Here is a 14,946-nt window from a genome sequence, read left to right as displayed (position 1 = left end):
CCTGCCTGAGGCGCGTTAGGGCAGCGCGCAGGTGACGCACCGCTGCGAACTCGTCTGTTCCTCGTCCCATTGACCGAGAGAACGGCGGGTTCATCAGGATGAGGCTTGGCTGCGCTGCCGCGTCGAGATGGGAGGCTAGCATGGCTCCATCGATCCCTGTCATGGTGGCCTCGGGAAACAGCAGAGCCAGCTTTTCACGCCTGCGGGGATCGATTTCGTTGAGATGCAATGCGCTGACATTGGGCAGAGTTGCCACCAGGGCGCCATGTCCGGCGCTCGGTTCAAGAACGATATCGGTTGGCAGTGGCTGCGCCAAAATCACGGCCAGGCTTGCGAGGTCTGCGGGCGTCGAGAACTGCTGATACCTGATCTGGTCTTCACTTCTGACCGTATGTGTCGGCAGTGCCTCGAAAAGCGCACTGATCTCCGAGATCTGGTGCAGCATCTGAGGCTTGTTCAACAGTCCGGCTATGTGGCGCGTCAATGCCGCCTCGAGCAGGTCAAAAGCGTCCCGTTGGCTCCAGGCGCCGTTTGCGGAGCCCTCCCCGTAGAGCTGGCGCATCGTCTCAAACAGGCGTTGCTTGTTCGCCAGTCCGGTGGCGATGGCGTGCTGGATTTCGGTGATTGCTGCGTCCAGCTTCTGGCTGGATTGTTCAAATAGGTCGGTCACGGTCTGCTCCTGATGCTGAACCGCATCAGGTCATCCCCCTTCCCTCTCGCCTCGGGTTTATGAGCCCGTGATCACTACGGGCTATGCGACAAGGGGTGCCCGGCAGCGACGAGGATTCGGGACCGGCACCATCCCGAAGATATCGGTTTGACTTCTACCGCCGAAAATGATCATAAAACACGAACTGGGTCGCAGAACTGCGATTCATCGAAAGGCAGACGCATGTCCTACACCGTGAACACACTGCGAAATATGACCAGATCCTGCGAAATGATGCGCGATCGGGTCAAAGCTGTGGTGTTCAAACCTGATGAACGCAAGGTCCTGGATATCACGTTTGGGCCTACGGCGGCAGCGGAATTGGTCGGAAGAACGCCTGAAGCGCTTGCCAAGGCAGAGAAGGAGGGACGTCTCGCGCCTCCGAAGCAGCTTAACAATGGCCGTCGCTATTACACGCTCGAAGACCTTACTCATATTCGCAAGGCGCTGAACATTCATCCGGGCAAGCTAGCCCATGAGAATGCGGTCGTAGTAGCCGTGCAGAATTTCAAGGGCGGCGTCGGCAAGAGTACGATTACCAAGCATTTCGCCGATTTTCTCGCACTGAACGGATATAGCGTTCTCGTGATCGACTGCGATCCGCAGGCGTCAACGACAACTATGTTCGACATCCAGCCCGAAGCACTTATCGATGAAGAGGAGACTTTAGGAAACTTCCTGTCGCCTCGCAGTACATTCGATGATTTCAGGAAGGCAATCCGAGAAACCGCTTGGCCTACAATCAAAATAGTGCCGTCAAGCCTTGGCCTGCAGGATGCAGAGTGGGACCTCACGGCAACGTTGACGGAGGGCGGACAAGCAGTGCGCGAGGGACTTCAGCGTCTCCGAATTGGCATCGACAGTATCATCAAGGACTTCGACGTCGTCTTGCTCGATCCTCCGCCGGCCATGGGGTTCCTGGGCCTCAATGTGATGGCCGCCGCAACAGGTATGCTCATCCCGGTTCCGGCAAGGCAGCTCGACTATCTTTCAACCATCCATTTCATGGACACCATCGCCGAGAATATCGAGATCCTCGAGGATCACGGAACGCCTGTTGATTATGGGTTCATTCGCGTCGTCTGCTCGGCCTACACCCCCAGCAAGCCAGGTGAAGCCGACATGTGGAAGATGATGAAGGCCACATATGCCAATTTCCTGCTGAATCAGCCAATTCTGGCTTCTGAGGAAATCAAGAATGCCACTCAAGCATTCCGGTCGATCTATGAAAGCAAGCCTTCAGCTGCGCACGCAACCTACCAGCGTTGCCGGGACAATCTCAACGCAGTCTTCGGAGAAGTTCTGAACGAAATACACGAGCAGTGGCCGTCGAAGAGCATTTCGAGACGGTCATCTGACACGGCAGGGAGTGTTGCAGCGTGAGCCGTCGTTCATTGATTGGCGAGGCCCTCGCCTCCCCTGCCCCTGACCAGCCTTCCGTCTCTGAAGCCAAGGACGCTGCAGGGGCAACTGCATCGCGCAATTTCACAACACGTCGGCTTGAAGGCTTCACGGAAGCAGCGCGGATGGTCAAGCGCCCGACCATCCGGCTCAAACCTGCAGAATGTTCGATCTGGCCGGGAAACGCCCGTGATTACGAACAGCTCACCGAACCCCGTTTGCGATCTCTGATTGAGTCGATCCAAGCAGAAAACGGGAACCGCATCCCAGTAGTCGTGCGTCGTAAGCAGCAAGGTGAGCTGCAGTACGAACTGATCATTGGCACAAGGCGTCACTGGGCTGTCGCGTGGCTCAACGCCAATCACTACCCGGATATCGAGCTCGTAGCGATTATCGAAGATCTCGATGACGAAGCTGCGTTCCGCCTTGCTGATATCGAGAACCGCGAGAGGGAAGATATCTCAGACTTAGAACGCGGTTTGAACTACAAGGCAGCAGTCGACACCTATTACGATGGCCTTCAGGCACGGCTTGCTGAACGCGTGAAGATCTCGAAATCTACGCTCGCCCGGTACATCGGCCTGACAGAGATCCCGCAAACAATCGTAAGCGCATTTGCCTCGCCAATGGAACTTCAGGTCCGGTACGGTGACAAGCTTCTTCCAGCCATACGCAACCCATCGCTGCGCCCCAGGATGGAGGAAGCAGCAAAGCAAATCGCTGCGGAACAAAGTTTCCGGCAATCCGGAGACGAAGAGCCAATTTCTGGCCCTCAGGTTGTTGTCCGTCTGCTCAAGGCAGTTTCGGGCAGGCCTGGCCGTGCCCAGAAAGCCGTAATCGAAGCCGCAGGATCGTCCATTGGTGTCATCGAAAAGGATCGTGCACGAGGGCTCACGATAACGATCAACCCCACTGATTTGAGCGCTGACGAAATCCTTGATGCATTGCGCCCTCTGATTGAGAAGGCGAAGATTCTGAAAAGGCCTGCCCCATGAAGGAGGGTTTTGGACCCACCTATGGCCATGCCTTTACCACTCTGAAAATGTGGCTTTTATCGTTTTATTTCATATGTTTAGCTCACTTGTCCCACATGTGGGACAGCGGCAGATTTACTAGGCGAAGAACGTGAGCGAGAAAGATCAGTCCTCCTCCGGTCGCCGGGTGCAGTTCGAGATGTTCTTCACGCTGCCTGATTTCAGCGATATCTCGCTGCGGGACTATCAGGAGACCATGCAGCGCCCTTTCTTCAGCCTTTCGAAGAAGAAGCGCCTGAAACCCATTGAGTACCTCAGTCCGGACAAGTCGGTCACCGTGCATGTATCAGCCAACCCAGCCTATGGGATGGCGACCATCTGGGATGCAGATATCATGATCTATCTGGCGTCCCACCTCAACGAATTGCGCGAGCGGGGTGACAATGACCTGTCGCCGACCATTCGTGTTCAACCTGGCGATCTTCTCAAGCGAATCTGCTGGGGTGTAAGCGGGCGCGCCTATGAGCGACTGATCGCAGCGCTTGATCGCCTTCAGGCCACGACGATCAAGACGAACATCCGAGCGAACTCCAAATCCCGCGAGACCACATTTTCGTGGATCGATAGCTATACTCATCTCGTTGATGAGCGAACCCAGCGTTCGCTTGGGATGGAAATCACGCTTTCTAAGTGGTTCTTCGACGGGGTCATGGACAAGCGAAATGTCCTTGCGATTTCGCCTCTGTATTTCGAGATAACGAGCGGACTTGGGAAATGGCTCTACCGCGCAGCTCGCAAGCACGCTGGTGGCAATGGGCCAGAAGGTTTCACGATTGGCTTCGAAACTCTTCATCAGAAAAGCGGCAGCGAAAGCTCCCTACCCTCGTTCAAGAACAAGATTCTTGAATTGGCGCGAGCTAACAACCTGCCGGATATCAGTCTGGAGGTCATTGGAGCAGAGACGCCGCGTCCAAAGCTAAAGATGGTGATGCGTCGCCATCTCGAAAAACCTTCTGGAAAAACCGAACATAGTGGCTCTGTCGCCACGGAGAGCAGACCCCAGCGCATTCAGCGCGCAACCCCCGAAAAGGCAGCCAAGGTCAGCCCTCCGCAGGAATTCGTTGATCCTGCCCTCGTGCGCAAGCTCCTTGCAACAACAAGCGCGAGCTTGCGCCCCGAACAGCAAGCCGATGCATCAGCGGCATTGGACAGCAATGCGAGCCAATCTCAGTCACGACGAAGGGGAGGGGGCGCTCAGGACACTCTTGACCCCGAAATCTATCAGGCCATCCGTGCTGAATGTCCTGGTTGGGATCTCGATGTGCTGATGCGGCAATTCGATTCCTTTTTGAACAGCAATCCGCATGAGTTGCCAAGGAACTACTCGAAACGGTTCTACGGCTTCATGAAGAAGCACCACGAGCGCAACAAGCATACGCTTCCGGGCTTTTGAAGATCGCGACCTTCTGCAGGACTTGGTAGCGGCGCCCGGCGCGCTGGTAGAGCTGCCGCTCGGCTTCAGGCCTGATTACGCTCTGCCGCAGGCATAGCGATCTATCGTAAGAATAAGAACAGTCTCATCATGCACGGCAGCTAGCGAACGTGTTTTCGGGAATCACTTCGCTTAGCCCGCCCGATCAGAGGACCGCGTCTACGTTCGGCGCCAGGTAAATAAATCGCTGACTAGGCCCAAGAGTACCGGCATAGACCCTACAGCCGTGCTTCTGCCGTCCATCTTTGACTGAAATCAGCGATCTACTGTGCAGCGCTCAAGCCAGCTGGCAGATCGCCTGAGGCTCCACTTCAGTCACTGCGATCCAGAAACCCGACAGGTCGGCCTTCAATCTGGACGATGGAAAATGCCTCCAAAAACCATTCCTGAAAACACGTTCGACCGGAAATACCACATTTCCGAAAACACGTTCGTTTCAGCCTAGGAGCAAATGGGGGATCAGAAAGTTTGGGATCGGCGCATCATATGTGAATCGGAACGCTAACTGATCCTCTGGCCTCACGCTCACAGCCGCGCTTTCAAAGTTATCAACAGGGCGGGGAGGTGGCGAACGTGTGATCGGGCATCAGATGACGTGTTATTAGAATCTGGCGGTCGTGCTATCAGAAACCGAACATCGTGTTTTCAGATTCGGCATAGCCGCCCCGACTCGCGAGAAATCAGGAGTTTGCAGGCTGATCACGAGCAGGTAACCTCTTAACCTTAGAATCTAAATCCCCTAACGTTCACGCCTGCGGCGGATTTGTTATTGATTTGATTCAAGATTAAGGAAGGCCGACATATCCCTTCGACGATGACCGCTTTGCGTGCGATGCGTACATTCCACCAGAATGGCAACTCGGCAGATTAGCGCTGGTCACAGCCTTAAGATCGATTCCGTGAATCACGACAGGGACCTGTGATTCAAACTTCCGATTGGCCTAACTTCACGTGGCTATCGCATAGTCCTCCGCATGTTAGAGGTTGGACAAAGGGAATGTCAGATCTGGCTCGAAGCCAAAGATCCCGATCTCAATGTTGCAAGGCGGTACGTCATATCTCGAAGCCAGGACCTGTTCGGTGTCACGATTGTTGAATTCTCGTGGGGGCGGATTGGAACGCGTGGACAGCGACGCATCTTATCCTTCGCCGACGCAGGCAGGGCGACAAAGTTCGTAGAACAGTTGCTGCGTCGCAGAGCGACCTCACATCATCGAATTGGCGTTTGCTACCGGGAAGTATTCCGGGGTCCATGATACGTTCACGTGTCCGTTGGGACGATTGCTCCATCGGAAGTTCGAAGGCTGACCATGCTGGCAGTCACCATAGCCGCAACTGATTGTGAAGCGGTTCGCTTGGTCACCCCAAGGCCTCTGGCAAGCTCCGCACGGGTGAGAGGTCCGATGCCGGCTACCAGACGCCAAGCCAGGGGAGCCGTCGAGGAGGCGTACAGGCCTGAAAGTGCTCCCTCAGCCTGCAGGTGAGCCCTTTGCATGGCACGGAGGTCTGCGGCTGCACTCTCAGCGGTAGCCTGAAGCGCACGGCCTAATAGGACGGGCAGGGGTTCCTCGTGAAGTTCACGGAACAGAGCCCGCGGCATGACCCCAGCAAGCGCCATTGGCGCCGAGCCCAGCCCAAACAAGTGTGGCCGCATGGCAGCAGCGAGCGATGCCGCCCAGGCCGCCCCACGCGGTGCCATACGTGTTACCGCGAACCCTCCGACCTGGACCATCTCGCTGCCGCCTTCGAGAAAGTCGATTTCTTCCGTTCTCAGTTCCGTCAGCCATTCAAGCAAGGTGCTCATCGGGTCACGGCTTGGTAGCAGCGCGTCAAGCCGCTCCAGCGCGCGATCGGCGGGCCAATAGGTCTCGGTGAACCCTTCAGAGTGGTTCTTGGCGGCCATGACCAGCTTGGCAGCATGGGCGAGGGGAGGGTGTCCTCGCCGGCTAATCCACGACAAGAACTGACGGCGTTCCTCGGAATACCACGAGCGCACCAGCTCGCTCGCTTCGAGCCCCGGATTGTGTTCAATTCCAAGATTATCAAACGGATAATCGCGCACATGCACGCGCCAGAGGCGCCGAAGTGAGGCCAGCGCAAGGCATTCGGACAACTCGGGTGAGATGAAGGGGAGGGCGCCTTCGATGCGGGCAAGCGTCAGTTGCCAAGGTGCTGGGGCGGATACCATCGGCCAGATAGTATATAAATGGCATAAAAAGTATACCCAGCTTGTACGGTGGGTTTGCTGTCCGATAAGAGCCCTTCACGGACAACACGACAATCTATATAGAGTGCCTCAAATCCGCTGCGACGCCGCCGCTCTCCCAAGGGCAGAACGCCGAAGAAACCAGCGGCGCGATCGAGCATGAAGGAGAGGCGCTTTGGCTGACGGCACCGGGCTGATCGTTGAGGTGCCGATCGATGAGGGCCTCGTCTCGCTCGGACAGGCAATCCCTCCGCAGCTCGCCGCCGAAATCGAGGCCGCCCGTTCCTACAGGGCGCGATCCAAGGCCGCGAACACCGTCCGCGCCTATGACAGCGACTGGCGGCAGTTCGAAGAATGGTGCTGGACGCGCGACCTTGAGCCCATGCCCGCGATGCCCGAGGTGGTTGCAACCTGGCTGGCGTCACTGGCTCAAGCGGGGAGGGCGGACAGTACGATCGGGCGGCACCTTGCTGCCATTGCCTGGCACCACAGGCAGGCGGGGCACGTGGCGCCGCAGCACCGTGATCCCCGCGATGTCATCGCCGATACGCTCGCCGGCATTCGGCGCGAGCAGCGCGCACGGCCGACACGCAAGAAGAGCGCCATTCTGGCGGCCGATCTGGCGCGGATGATTGCGGCTGCAGAAGGATCGAGCCCGAGGGCAATCCGTGACCGTGCGGTCATGGCGCTGGGCCTTGCAGCAGCACTTCGGCGCTCGGAGCTGGTCGCTCTGCAGCTCGCCGATCTCGAGCTCGTGCGCGAAGGGCTCAAGCTGACGATCCGGCACTCGAAGACCGACCAGGAGGGGGAGGGGCAGGTCATCGCAGTTCCGTCGGGCAAGGTGCTCAAGCCCGGTCCCCGCCTCAACGAATGGCTGAGCGTCAGGGGAGGGGAGGCGGGGCCCCTTTTCTATCGAACCGATGCTCAGGGCTTGATGACGAAGGAGCCCATGTCAGATCGCTCGGTTGCTCGCCTGATCCAGCGCTACGCCGAGAAGGTCGGTCTCGATCCGGCTGCGGTCGGGGCGCACTCGCTTCGATCGGGATTCCTGACCGAAGCTGCGAAGGCTGGTGCTTCACTGCCAAAAATGCAGGAGGTCTCGCGACAGAAAAAGGTGGAGGTGCTGCTTGGCTATGTCCGAGATGCGGCTTTGTTTGAGAACCACGCTGGCAAGAGCTTTCTCTAGCCTAGGTTCAGGCTGAAACGCGGTGCCCCAAGGACCAAGGGAGCCACCGCGACACTTACCGCGCGCACATACACCGTGACGGTGGTCTGAAATGTAACCGATTTTGAGCAGAGTCCGACGCCAAGTTGCACTGCTACCCAACTTTGAACCGCTTGGGTCTAGAGTTTTCCGCCACCAGATAGGCACTCTCGTCGCGGAAAAAGATGTCCCGACAAGCCGCATCAACGTTATGAACGCCTTCCAAACCGGGCAGCCAACCATCGCCATGGGCAGCGCCATGATCCAGCTTCTGGCGGTCTTTCTGGCCGGCTCTCGCGCAATTTGAATTCCAAATATGCCATTAATACAATGGGACATTTTCATTTGAACTGCAAATTCAAGCCAGCGCACAGCAACTGCACCTCGTTCGCGCAAGCCGCGACACGTCGATGAAGAAACCCGGCCTCATCCCGAAACCGGCGCGCCAACTGGTTTTCCGGGACGATGCCCAATCCGACCTCATTGCTGACGAGTATGAGGGTCCCTTGCGCAACCGTGATGGTCTCAATGAGTGTGCGGACTGCCGCCGGGATATCGTGATCGCCGATCAGGAGATTGGTCACCCATAGCGTGAGGCAGTCCACCAGCAAGACCCGGTCGGGTGAGGCATGCAACTCGATCGCTTCCGCAAGTTTAAGGGGGGCCTCGACCGTTTCCCATTCCACGCCGCGATCCGCCTGGTGCCGAACGATACGGTTGCGCATTTCCTCGTCGAAAGCTTGAGCCGTAGCGATGAAGACTGGCGACAGGCCGGTCGCCTCGGCTCTGGCCTGTGCATAGCGGCTCTTGCCCGAGCGCGCTCCGCCAATCACGAACAGGCTACGCATCGTCTTTCCCCATTGCGAGTTTCAACAAACCATCCACATCGAGATGATGTTCAAGCTCAGCCGCGATCGCATTGAGCGCGTCATCCACCTTCGCATCATGGTCGATCCCGTCCGACTGCGCGCCGAGCATGCCGAGCAGAGCTGAACGCAGCGCCGTGCTGGCAAATGCTCCGTGGACGTAAGTGCCCGTGACTTGCCTGTCTGCACTGGTTGCGCCGTCGGGCCGCCCTTCGCCGAGCAGCGCAAAGGGGTGACGGCAATCGGGACCGCTGGTCACGCCCATGTGCATTTCAAAGCCGGTGAAGGCTTGATCGAGCGCAGTGCCTGCAACCTGGCGCAGCGCCTTATCTCCGGTCAGGACCGTTTCGACATCCAGCAGACCCAGACCGGGGATATCTTCAGGTGGTCCCTCGATCCCTTCCGGATCGGCGATGCGGCGGCCGAGCATCTGATAGCCGCCGCAGATGCCCAGGACCTTTCCACCGCGCCGATGATGCGCAAGGATATCAATGTCCCAGCCTTGTTCGCGCATCGCCTTCATATCAGCGATCGTGGCTTTTGATCCGGGCAGGACGATCAGCGCACAATCACCGGGGATGGGCTGGCCTGGCGGTACCATGACCAGTTCGACCGAGCTTTCCGCTTTGATCGGATCGAGATCGTCAAAATTGGCGATCCGGGGGATGATCGGGCAGGCGATTTTCAGGCGACCGGCGGTTTCGCGTGCGGTTCGTTCAAGCACGACCGCATCTTCGCTTGGCAAATGGGCAGTGGCGCGCAGCCAGGGCACCACGCCATAGCCTCGCCAGCCCGAAAGCGCCTCGATCTGCCGATAACCGTCGGCAAAGAGCGCCGGATCGCCGCGAAACTTGTTGATGAGAAAACCCCGGATCATCGCCGCGTCGTCCGGGTCCAATACCGCCCTCGTGCCAACGAGCGCAGCAATGACGCCGCCGCGATCGATATCGCCGACCAGCACGACTGGCACACCGGCAGCACGGGCAAAGCCCATGTTGGCGATGTCGCCTGCCCGCAGGTTGATCTCCGCCGGCGAGCCGGCGCCTTCAACCACGACGACATCGCACTGCGCCTGCAGCCGGTGCCAGCTTTCCATGACCTCGGGCAGCAGTTCGCCACGCTTGTGCCGGAAATTGCCACCGCCCAGCGTGCCGCGGACCTTGCCGTGAACGACCAATTGCGATGTGTGGTCGGCCTGAGGCTTGAGCAGTACCGGGTTCATGTCGGTGTGCGGTTCGACCCGGCATGCTAGAGCCTGCAAAGCCTGGGCGCGGCCGATCTCGCCGCCATCGACGGTAACCGCAGCATTGTTCGACATGTTCTGGGGCTTGAACGGGCGAACGCTCAGCCCGCGATTGGCAAGGGCGCGGCACAGCCCGGCAACCAGCACCGATTTCCCGACATCGGAACCCGTGCCCTGCAACATCAGAGCGCCCATACGATATCCTTCCAGGTGAGAGCGGCCACGATGGCCCAGAGCAACAGGCAGGCGCGGACATAAATGCGCAAAGCGCGCCTGACGTCAGCAGCGCCAGCATCGCGCCGCCCGCTGCCGATCCAGTCCTTGGCATGGGTCACACCATCGTAGGACACTGGTCCCGCGAGCGCGAGATCTAGCGCGCCCGCCATGGCCGCCTCGGTCCAGCCTGCATTGGGTGAGGCGTGGCGGCGGTGATCGCGCCACAGCGTGGCCCACCCTCCGCCGCCGGCAAGACATACCACGACGCCGCCAAGCCGAGCCGGCAGCAGGTTCATCACATCGTCCGTGCGCGCCGCAGCCCACCCAAAGGCGCGCCAGCGCGCTTCCTTATGGCCGATCAGGCTGTCTGCCGTATTGATCGCCTTGTAGGCCCAGACGCCGGGCAGGCCGCCGATAACCAGCCAGAACAGCGGCGCGGCGATGCCGTCGCAAAAGCTTTCGGCCAGACTTTCGATTGCAGCTCGTGCCACACCCGCGCGATCAAGGGTGTCGGTATCACGCCCGACGATCATGGAGACGGCATGGCGCGCACTTTCGAGATCATTCTGCTCCAGTGCGACTGCGATGGGAAGAACATGATCGTAGAGGCTGCGTTGGGCCAGAGCGGGCCAGGCCAGTGCTGCGGCACCAAGCCACCAGCATGAGCCCAGCAGGTGCCGGGCGAGCGCGGTAAGGCCAAGTCCAGCCCCGATTGTCAGCACCAGCAGTATCAGAACGGTCATGACGCCGAGCGTCTTGCGTATGCCGTCTGAGTGAGTTGGCCGGTTCCATGCGCCTTCGCAGGCATTGATGATCCGGGCAAACAGGCCGACCGGATGTCCGACACGGCGATACAGCGCGCCAGGCCAGCCAATGGCAGCATCCAGCACCAGGGCCATGAGCGCGAACGGTTCAGCCATGGTCTTCGAGCACGGCACAGAGACGCTCCATCGCCTCGTCGTTGGCGGGCAGGCCAAAGCGTAACCAATCCGGTTTATCGGCGAAGGGGCGGCTGAGGATCGCAGCCCGGGCAAGACGTTCAAACAGGTGTGACGCGTCCGGCGTCGTTATCAGCCGGAAGAGTGGGCATGCGCCGCTTGCCAACAAACCGAACGAGGCCAAGCGCTGATCGAAGCTGGTGGCCTCGGCGATGAGGCGCTCCCGCATCGCGTCCTGCCAGGCGATATCCTGATAGGCGCGGGTGCCGATGGCGATCGCAGCCGCCGAGACCGGCCAGGCACCTAGCTGCTTACGCAGACTCGCCAGGATCGGACGAGGGCCCAGCACAAAACCGAGCCGCAATCCGGCGAGGCCAAAGAATTTCCCGAAGGACCGAAAGATCAGGAGTCTGTGCCGATCATCAACTTGGTCGGCGAAACTGTGGTCGGGGTGGCAGTCTGCAAAGGCTTCGTCGATTACCAGCCACCCTTTCCGACCACGCCGCACCAGAAGATCGCTCAAGGCTTCCCGAGAAAGCAGGACGCCATCCGGGTTGTTGGGGTTGGCAAGGATCAGGCTTGATCCATCGGCCAGCGCCAGATTGCCAAGCGTTACGGGATGGCTGGAGGCCGCCATCTCGCCGTGGGTGCGATAGGATGGAACGGCGTGGCAGACGTCATCGCCCAGCACCCTGCCGGCGAGGCGAAGGCCAACTTCGGTGCCTGGCACCGCGCAGACATGATCGGCATGACACCCGAAGCTGGCGGCGGCCGCTTGCTCCAGCGCGCGCAGGGCCATTTCGTCTGGCAGGGCACGCCAATCGATCTCCACCGCCCCTGCACCGTGCCAGACATGCGGATTGATCCCGGTGGAAAAATCGATCCAACCACGCGCATCGTCGCCGAAATGCGCGCGGGCCGCAGAGAGGCCGCCGCCGTGCCATGTCCAGCGATCGCGGGTCATGCGGCCGCCATCACGACAAGCGCCAGCAGCAGCGCCGCCTCGATCAGTTCAATTCCGGCGCCGTGTCCATCGCCCGAGATGCCGCCAATAGCGCGCTTGATCCACAGGCCCCATAGTGCCGCAGCAGGAACCGCAATGAGCAATGCAGGAAACGCCACCGTGGTGGCGAGAAGTACTGCGGCCCACAGCGCCAGATCGATCGGCCTGATCGCGCCCCGAAAGCGCGCACCAAGGCCATCGTGCAACGGCGATAGCAACAAGGTCCATGCCAGCGGCGCGATGCGCGCGGCGACCGGCACCCAGATCAGTGCCAGAAACTGGCTGTGCTCGATCATGCCATGCAGCAGCACGAGCTTGGTCAGCAGTTGCATGGTGATGGCCGTTACGCCGAAGCTGCCGACATGCGGATCTGCCAGGACGGCCAGGAGCCGCTCGCGGTCCTTGTGGGCCGCGCCGCTGGCATCGGCCATATCTCCCAGACCGTCCAGGTGAAGGGCTCCGGTGACGAGAACCCAGGCGATCAAGGCGGCAAGGGCTCCGGTCCAGGGATCGGTCCTTGCTCCAACCCAGGCGGCCCCGGCAACGATAAGGCCAATCACCAGCCCAGCAGCTGGAAACCAGCGCATGGACTGGGCGAATTCCTCGGCAGAAACCGTGAGCCGGGGTGTCGGCAAACGGGTGAGGAACTGGAGTGCGATGAGGAAGCCTTTCATGCGATCGGGCGCTTCATGTCCAAAGGCCCGCGATCTGGGCTGAGCGCGGCGTTCCCGGCCAGACCCGCAGGCTGATCAGCGCGGCATAGGGAAGGTCAAACGCCCAGACCTGCCGCTGTCCGAAGCCGAACAGGCTGGCCAGCGCAGCCCGGATTGCTCCGCCATGCGTTACGACCAGCGTGTCTTGCGGCGGGATTGCGGCCAAGGCCGCTTCCACGCGCGAAACCAGAGCAGACCAGCGCTCACCACCGGGTGGCGGATTGGCGTCCGGGTCGTCCCAGAACGCGCTGATCGCGGCACTGTCGACCTTAGCGGGTGCCAGACCGTCCCAGTCGCCGAAGTCCAGTTCGCGCCACCGTGAGTCGAGGATCGGGTGCAGCCCTCTTGGATCGGCGATAGCTCTTGCTGCCTCTGCCGAGCGCTGGAGATCGGAACATACAATCGACTGGAACGACAGTTCCTCGACCTGTGCCACGCATGATGCGACGCCCTCGGGCGTCGTAGGCGCATCGGTCCTTCCGAGAAGCAGACCGGGGTGGATGGGCTCGCCATGCCGCATGAGGTGCAGGAAAAACTCGCTCATACGCCAGCAGCCACGCCAGCTTCGGCAAAAGTGGCCATCTGGTTGTGTGCGGCGAGAGCTGAACGCACGATCTGGGCCGCGACCGCAGCGCCGCTCCCTTCGCCCAGGCGCATGCCCAGAGTGAGGAGCGGTGCGAGACCGAACCGCTCGAGCAACCGTTTGTGACCAGGTTCGGCCGAACAATGCCCTGCCAGGCAATGGTCGACAATTGCAGGTTCGGCGGCAAAGATCGGCGCGATGGCAGCGCAGCAGATGAAGCCATCCAGGAGCACCGGCACCCGAAGTTGCCTTGCACGGACAATTGCACCTGCCATTGCGGCTATTTCCCTCCCGCCCAGACGCCGCAGGGTTTCGAAAGGCGTTGACGGTGCAACCTGATGGAAGACGAGTGCCGCTTCGATTACACCGATCTTGCGCGCCACGCCCGCCGGATCGAGCCCCGTTCCCGGGCCGACCCATTCGCCTGCACCGCCTCCCAGCGCCTTTGCACAGAGGGCTGCAGCGGCCGTGGTGTTGCCGATGCCCATCTCGCCAGGGACAAGGAGATCAAGGCCGGCTTCGACCATGGCGGCCCCGGAAGACAGCGCGGCAAGGCATTCGCTTTCGGTCATGGCCGGGGCTGAGGTGAAATCGGCGGTTGGCCGGTCAAGCTCCAGCGCCAGCACCTGAAGATCGAGCCCGGCAGCGGCACACAGCGCGTTGATGGCAGCGCCACCTGCTTCAAAATTGGCCACCATCTGGTGGGTGACTTCGGGAGGAAAGGCGCTCACGCCCCGTGCCGTGACGCCATGATTGCCCGCAAACACGACTGCACGCCCCCGTTCCAGCCGGGGTCTTTCGTGGCCTTGCCAACCGGCCATGAAGATCGCGATCTCTTCCAGCCGTCCCAGGGATCCTGGCGGCTTGGTCAGTTGCGACTGCCGGTTGCGCGCGCTGGCCATTGCTGTTTCATCTGGCGCAGGCATATCGGCAATGGCAGCATCAAAGGCATCGACGGAAGAAAACGTGCTCATTGCGCGACAAAGCCCGGCGGCGGTGTGCGGGTGATGAAGTGGCCTTTGACGCCCTGCGGCCAGTCCTTGAACGGAACCCGGCCATGTTCGCTTTGCGCATAATGGACGGCATAATCGAGGATGGCAGCGGCGGCATCTTCATCGGGAGTGAAGCGGCCCAGAACATACCCGACTTTGCCTGGCGCACGAAGATGGACCGTGCAGAATTCGCTGCAGGCGAACAAGCAGGGCATTTCCTGCACCGCGATACCGGAATAGCGTTCATCGCGTGCCTGCACGGCGCGCAGGGCCTCGACCATACGCGCGCCACCACGCACACCGGCGTCATCCTCCTTTGCGGTGCTGCTGTGTCGGCAGGTGTTGCATGCTACTACGGCAGGGCCGTCCTCGACGGGGATCAACATAATTTCTTGCTCCATAGATT

The 14,946-nt window shown here is 60.1% G+C and carries 14 protein-coding genes and 1 pseudogene; 5 read left to right on the top strand and 10 right to left on the bottom strand.

All coding sequences use genetic code 11. The features are described from left to right. Nucleotides 1-670: pseudogene (locus tag OPU69_RS18680) on the bottom strand (methylase); the annotation flags it as partial. 222 nt (nucleotides 671-892) lie between these two features. Between OPU69_RS18680 and OPU69_RS18675 the strand changes: the two are divergent. The 4 genes from OPU69_RS18675 (at nucleotide 893) to OPU69_RS18660 (ending at nucleotide 5,832) form a co-directional block, all read left to right on the top strand. Further along, nucleotides 893-2,092: an AAA family ATPase gene (locus tag OPU69_RS18675; protein ID WP_058803372.1), complete on the top strand. Its 1,200-nt coding sequence runs from the start codon at nucleotides 893-895 to the stop codon at nucleotides 2,090-2,092. Next, nucleotides 2,089-3,105, top strand: a complete 1,017-nt coding sequence (locus OPU69_RS18670; RefSeq protein WP_058803371.1) for a ParB/RepB/Spo0J family partition protein — start codon at nucleotides 2,089-2,091, stop codon at nucleotides 3,103-3,105. The genes OPU69_RS18675 and OPU69_RS18670 overlap by 4 nt, the downstream gene beginning before the upstream one ends. A gap of 178 nt (nucleotides 3,106-3,283) precedes the next feature. Continuing rightward, a complete protein-coding gene (locus OPU69_RS18665) occupies nucleotides 3,284-4,537 on the top strand; it encodes a replication initiator protein A (RefSeq protein ID WP_082660526.1) in 1,254 nt (417 codons plus the stop codon). A 1,013-nt stretch (nucleotides 4,538-5,550) separates the two neighbouring features. Beyond that, a complete protein-coding gene (locus OPU69_RS18660) occupies nucleotides 5,551-5,832 on the top strand; it encodes a WGR domain-containing protein (protein ID WP_082660524.1) in 282 nt (93 codons plus the stop codon). A gap of 5 nt (nucleotides 5,833-5,837) precedes the next feature. On the opposite strand, the gene OPU69_RS18655 is transcribed toward OPU69_RS18660, so the two are convergent. Continuing rightward, entirely contained in the window at nucleotides 5,838-6,638 is an 801-nt protein-coding gene (locus OPU69_RS18655; protein WP_498512993.1) for a MarR family transcriptional regulator, read from the bottom strand. A 319-nt stretch (nucleotides 6,639-6,957) separates the two neighbouring features. Between OPU69_RS18655 and OPU69_RS18650 the strand changes: the two genes are divergently transcribed. Beyond that, nucleotides 6,958-7,968 (top strand): site-specific integrase, encoded by a 1,011-nt coding sequence (locus OPU69_RS18650; protein ID WP_230960947.1) that lies wholly within the window; start codon nucleotides 6,958-6,960, stop codon nucleotides 7,966-7,968. Nucleotides 7,969-8,327: 359 nt separating this feature from the next. Here the strand turns inward: OPU69_RS18650 and cobU are convergent, their stop codons facing one another. The 8 genes from cobU to OPU69_RS18610 are packed head-to-tail and all read right to left on the bottom strand — an operon-like array spanning nucleotide 8,328 to nucleotide 14,926. Next, nucleotides 8,328-8,834 carry a bifunctional adenosylcobinamide kinase/adenosylcobinamide-phosphate guanylyltransferase gene (gene cobU, locus OPU69_RS18645; RefSeq protein WP_498512991.1) on the bottom strand — a complete coding sequence of 169 codons (507 nt, stop codon included), beginning with the start codon at nucleotides 8,832-8,834 and terminating at the stop codon, nucleotides 8,328-8,330. Continuing rightward, entirely contained in the window at nucleotides 8,827-10,290 is a 1,464-nt protein-coding gene (locus OPU69_RS18640) for a cobyric acid synthase (RefSeq protein ID WP_039330669.1), read from the bottom strand. Before OPU69_RS18640 ends, cobU begins: the two co-directional genes overlap by 8 nt. Then, nucleotides 10,278-11,231: an adenosylcobinamide-phosphate synthase CbiB gene (cbiB, locus tag OPU69_RS18635; protein WP_039330667.1), complete on the bottom strand. Its 954-nt coding sequence runs from the start codon at nucleotides 11,229-11,231 to the stop codon at nucleotides 10,278-10,280. The genes OPU69_RS18640 and cbiB overlap by 13 nt, the downstream gene beginning before the upstream one ends. Next, nucleotides 11,224-12,213 carry a threonine-phosphate decarboxylase gene (locus OPU69_RS18630; RefSeq protein ID WP_039330665.1) on the bottom strand — a complete coding sequence of 330 codons (990 nt, stop codon included), beginning with the start codon at nucleotides 12,211-12,213 and terminating at the stop codon, nucleotides 11,224-11,226. The genes cbiB and OPU69_RS18630 overlap by 8 nt, the downstream gene beginning before the upstream one ends. Beyond that, nucleotides 12,210-12,926 carry an adenosylcobinamide-GDP ribazoletransferase gene (gene cobS, locus OPU69_RS18625; RefSeq protein ID WP_039330663.1) on the bottom strand — a complete coding sequence of 239 codons (717 nt, stop codon included), beginning with the start codon at nucleotides 12,924-12,926 and terminating at the stop codon, nucleotides 12,210-12,212. The genes OPU69_RS18630 and cobS overlap by 4 nt, the downstream gene beginning before the upstream one ends. Before the next feature lie 13 nt (nucleotides 12,927-12,939). Further along, nucleotides 12,940-13,509 carry a histidine phosphatase family protein gene (locus tag OPU69_RS18620; protein WP_039330661.1) on the bottom strand — a complete coding sequence of 190 codons (570 nt, stop codon included), beginning with the start codon at nucleotides 13,507-13,509 and terminating at the stop codon, nucleotides 12,940-12,942. Then, nucleotides 13,506-14,522, bottom strand: coding sequence for a nicotinate-nucleotide--dimethylbenzimidazole phosphoribosyltransferase (gene cobT / locus OPU69_RS18615; protein WP_039330659.1), 1,017 nt, complete (start codon nucleotides 14,520-14,522; stop codon nucleotides 13,506-13,508). The genes OPU69_RS18620 and cobT overlap by 4 nt, the downstream gene beginning before the upstream one ends. After that, a complete protein-coding gene (locus OPU69_RS18610; protein ID WP_039330657.1) occupies nucleotides 14,519-14,926 on the bottom strand; it encodes a DUF1636 domain-containing protein in 408 nt (135 codons plus the stop codon). Before OPU69_RS18610 ends, cobT begins: the two co-directional genes overlap by 4 nt. Nucleotides 14,927-14,946: the final 20 nt, after the last annotated feature.

The organism is Blastomonas sp. 34TW (genome assembly GCF_059803595.1).
This window is presented reverse-complemented; position numbering and strand designations above follow the sequence as displayed.

Bases quoted from the DNA above. Each gene is read 5' to 3' on its own strand.
- OPU69_RS18665 (WP_082660526.1), top strand. From the start codon at position 3,284: ATGTTCTTCACGCTGCCTGATTTCAGCGATATCTCGCTGCGGGACTAT.
- OPU69_RS18640 (WP_039330669.1), bottom strand. From the start codon at position 10,290: ATGGGCGCTCTGATGTTGCAGGGCACGGGTTCCGATGTCGGGAAATCG.
- OPU69_RS18675 (WP_058803372.1), top strand. From the start codon at position 893: ATGTCCTACACCGTGAACACACTGCGAAATATGACCAGATCCTGCGAA.
- OPU69_RS18660 (WP_082660524.1), top strand. From the start codon at position 5,551: ATGTTAGAGGTTGGACAAAGGGAATGTCAGATCTGGCTCGAAGCCAAA.
- OPU69_RS18630 (WP_039330665.1), bottom strand. From the start codon at position 12,213: ATGACCCGCGATCGCTGGACATGGCACGGCGGCGGCCTCTCTGCGGCC.
- cobS (WP_039330663.1), bottom strand. From the start codon at position 12,926: ATGAAAGGCTTCCTCATCGCACTCCAGTTCCTCACCCGTTTGCCGACA.
- cbiB (WP_039330667.1), bottom strand. From the start codon at position 11,231: ATGGCTGAACCGTTCGCGCTCATGGCCCTGGTGCTGGATGCTGCCATT.
- cobT (WP_039330659.1), bottom strand. From the start codon at position 14,522: ATGAGCACGTTTTCTTCCGTCGATGCCTTTGATGCTGCCATTGCCGAT.
- OPU69_RS18610 (WP_039330657.1), bottom strand. From the start codon at position 14,926: ATGTTGATCCCCGTCGAGGACGGCCCTGCCGTAGTAGCATGCAACACC.
- cobU (WP_498512991.1), bottom strand. From the start codon at position 8,834: ATGCGTAGCCTGTTCGTGATTGGCGGAGCGCGCTCGGGCAAGAGCCGC.
- OPU69_RS18620 (WP_039330661.1), bottom strand. From the start codon at position 13,509: ATGAGCGAGTTTTTCCTGCACCTCATGCGGCATGGCGAGCCCATCCAC.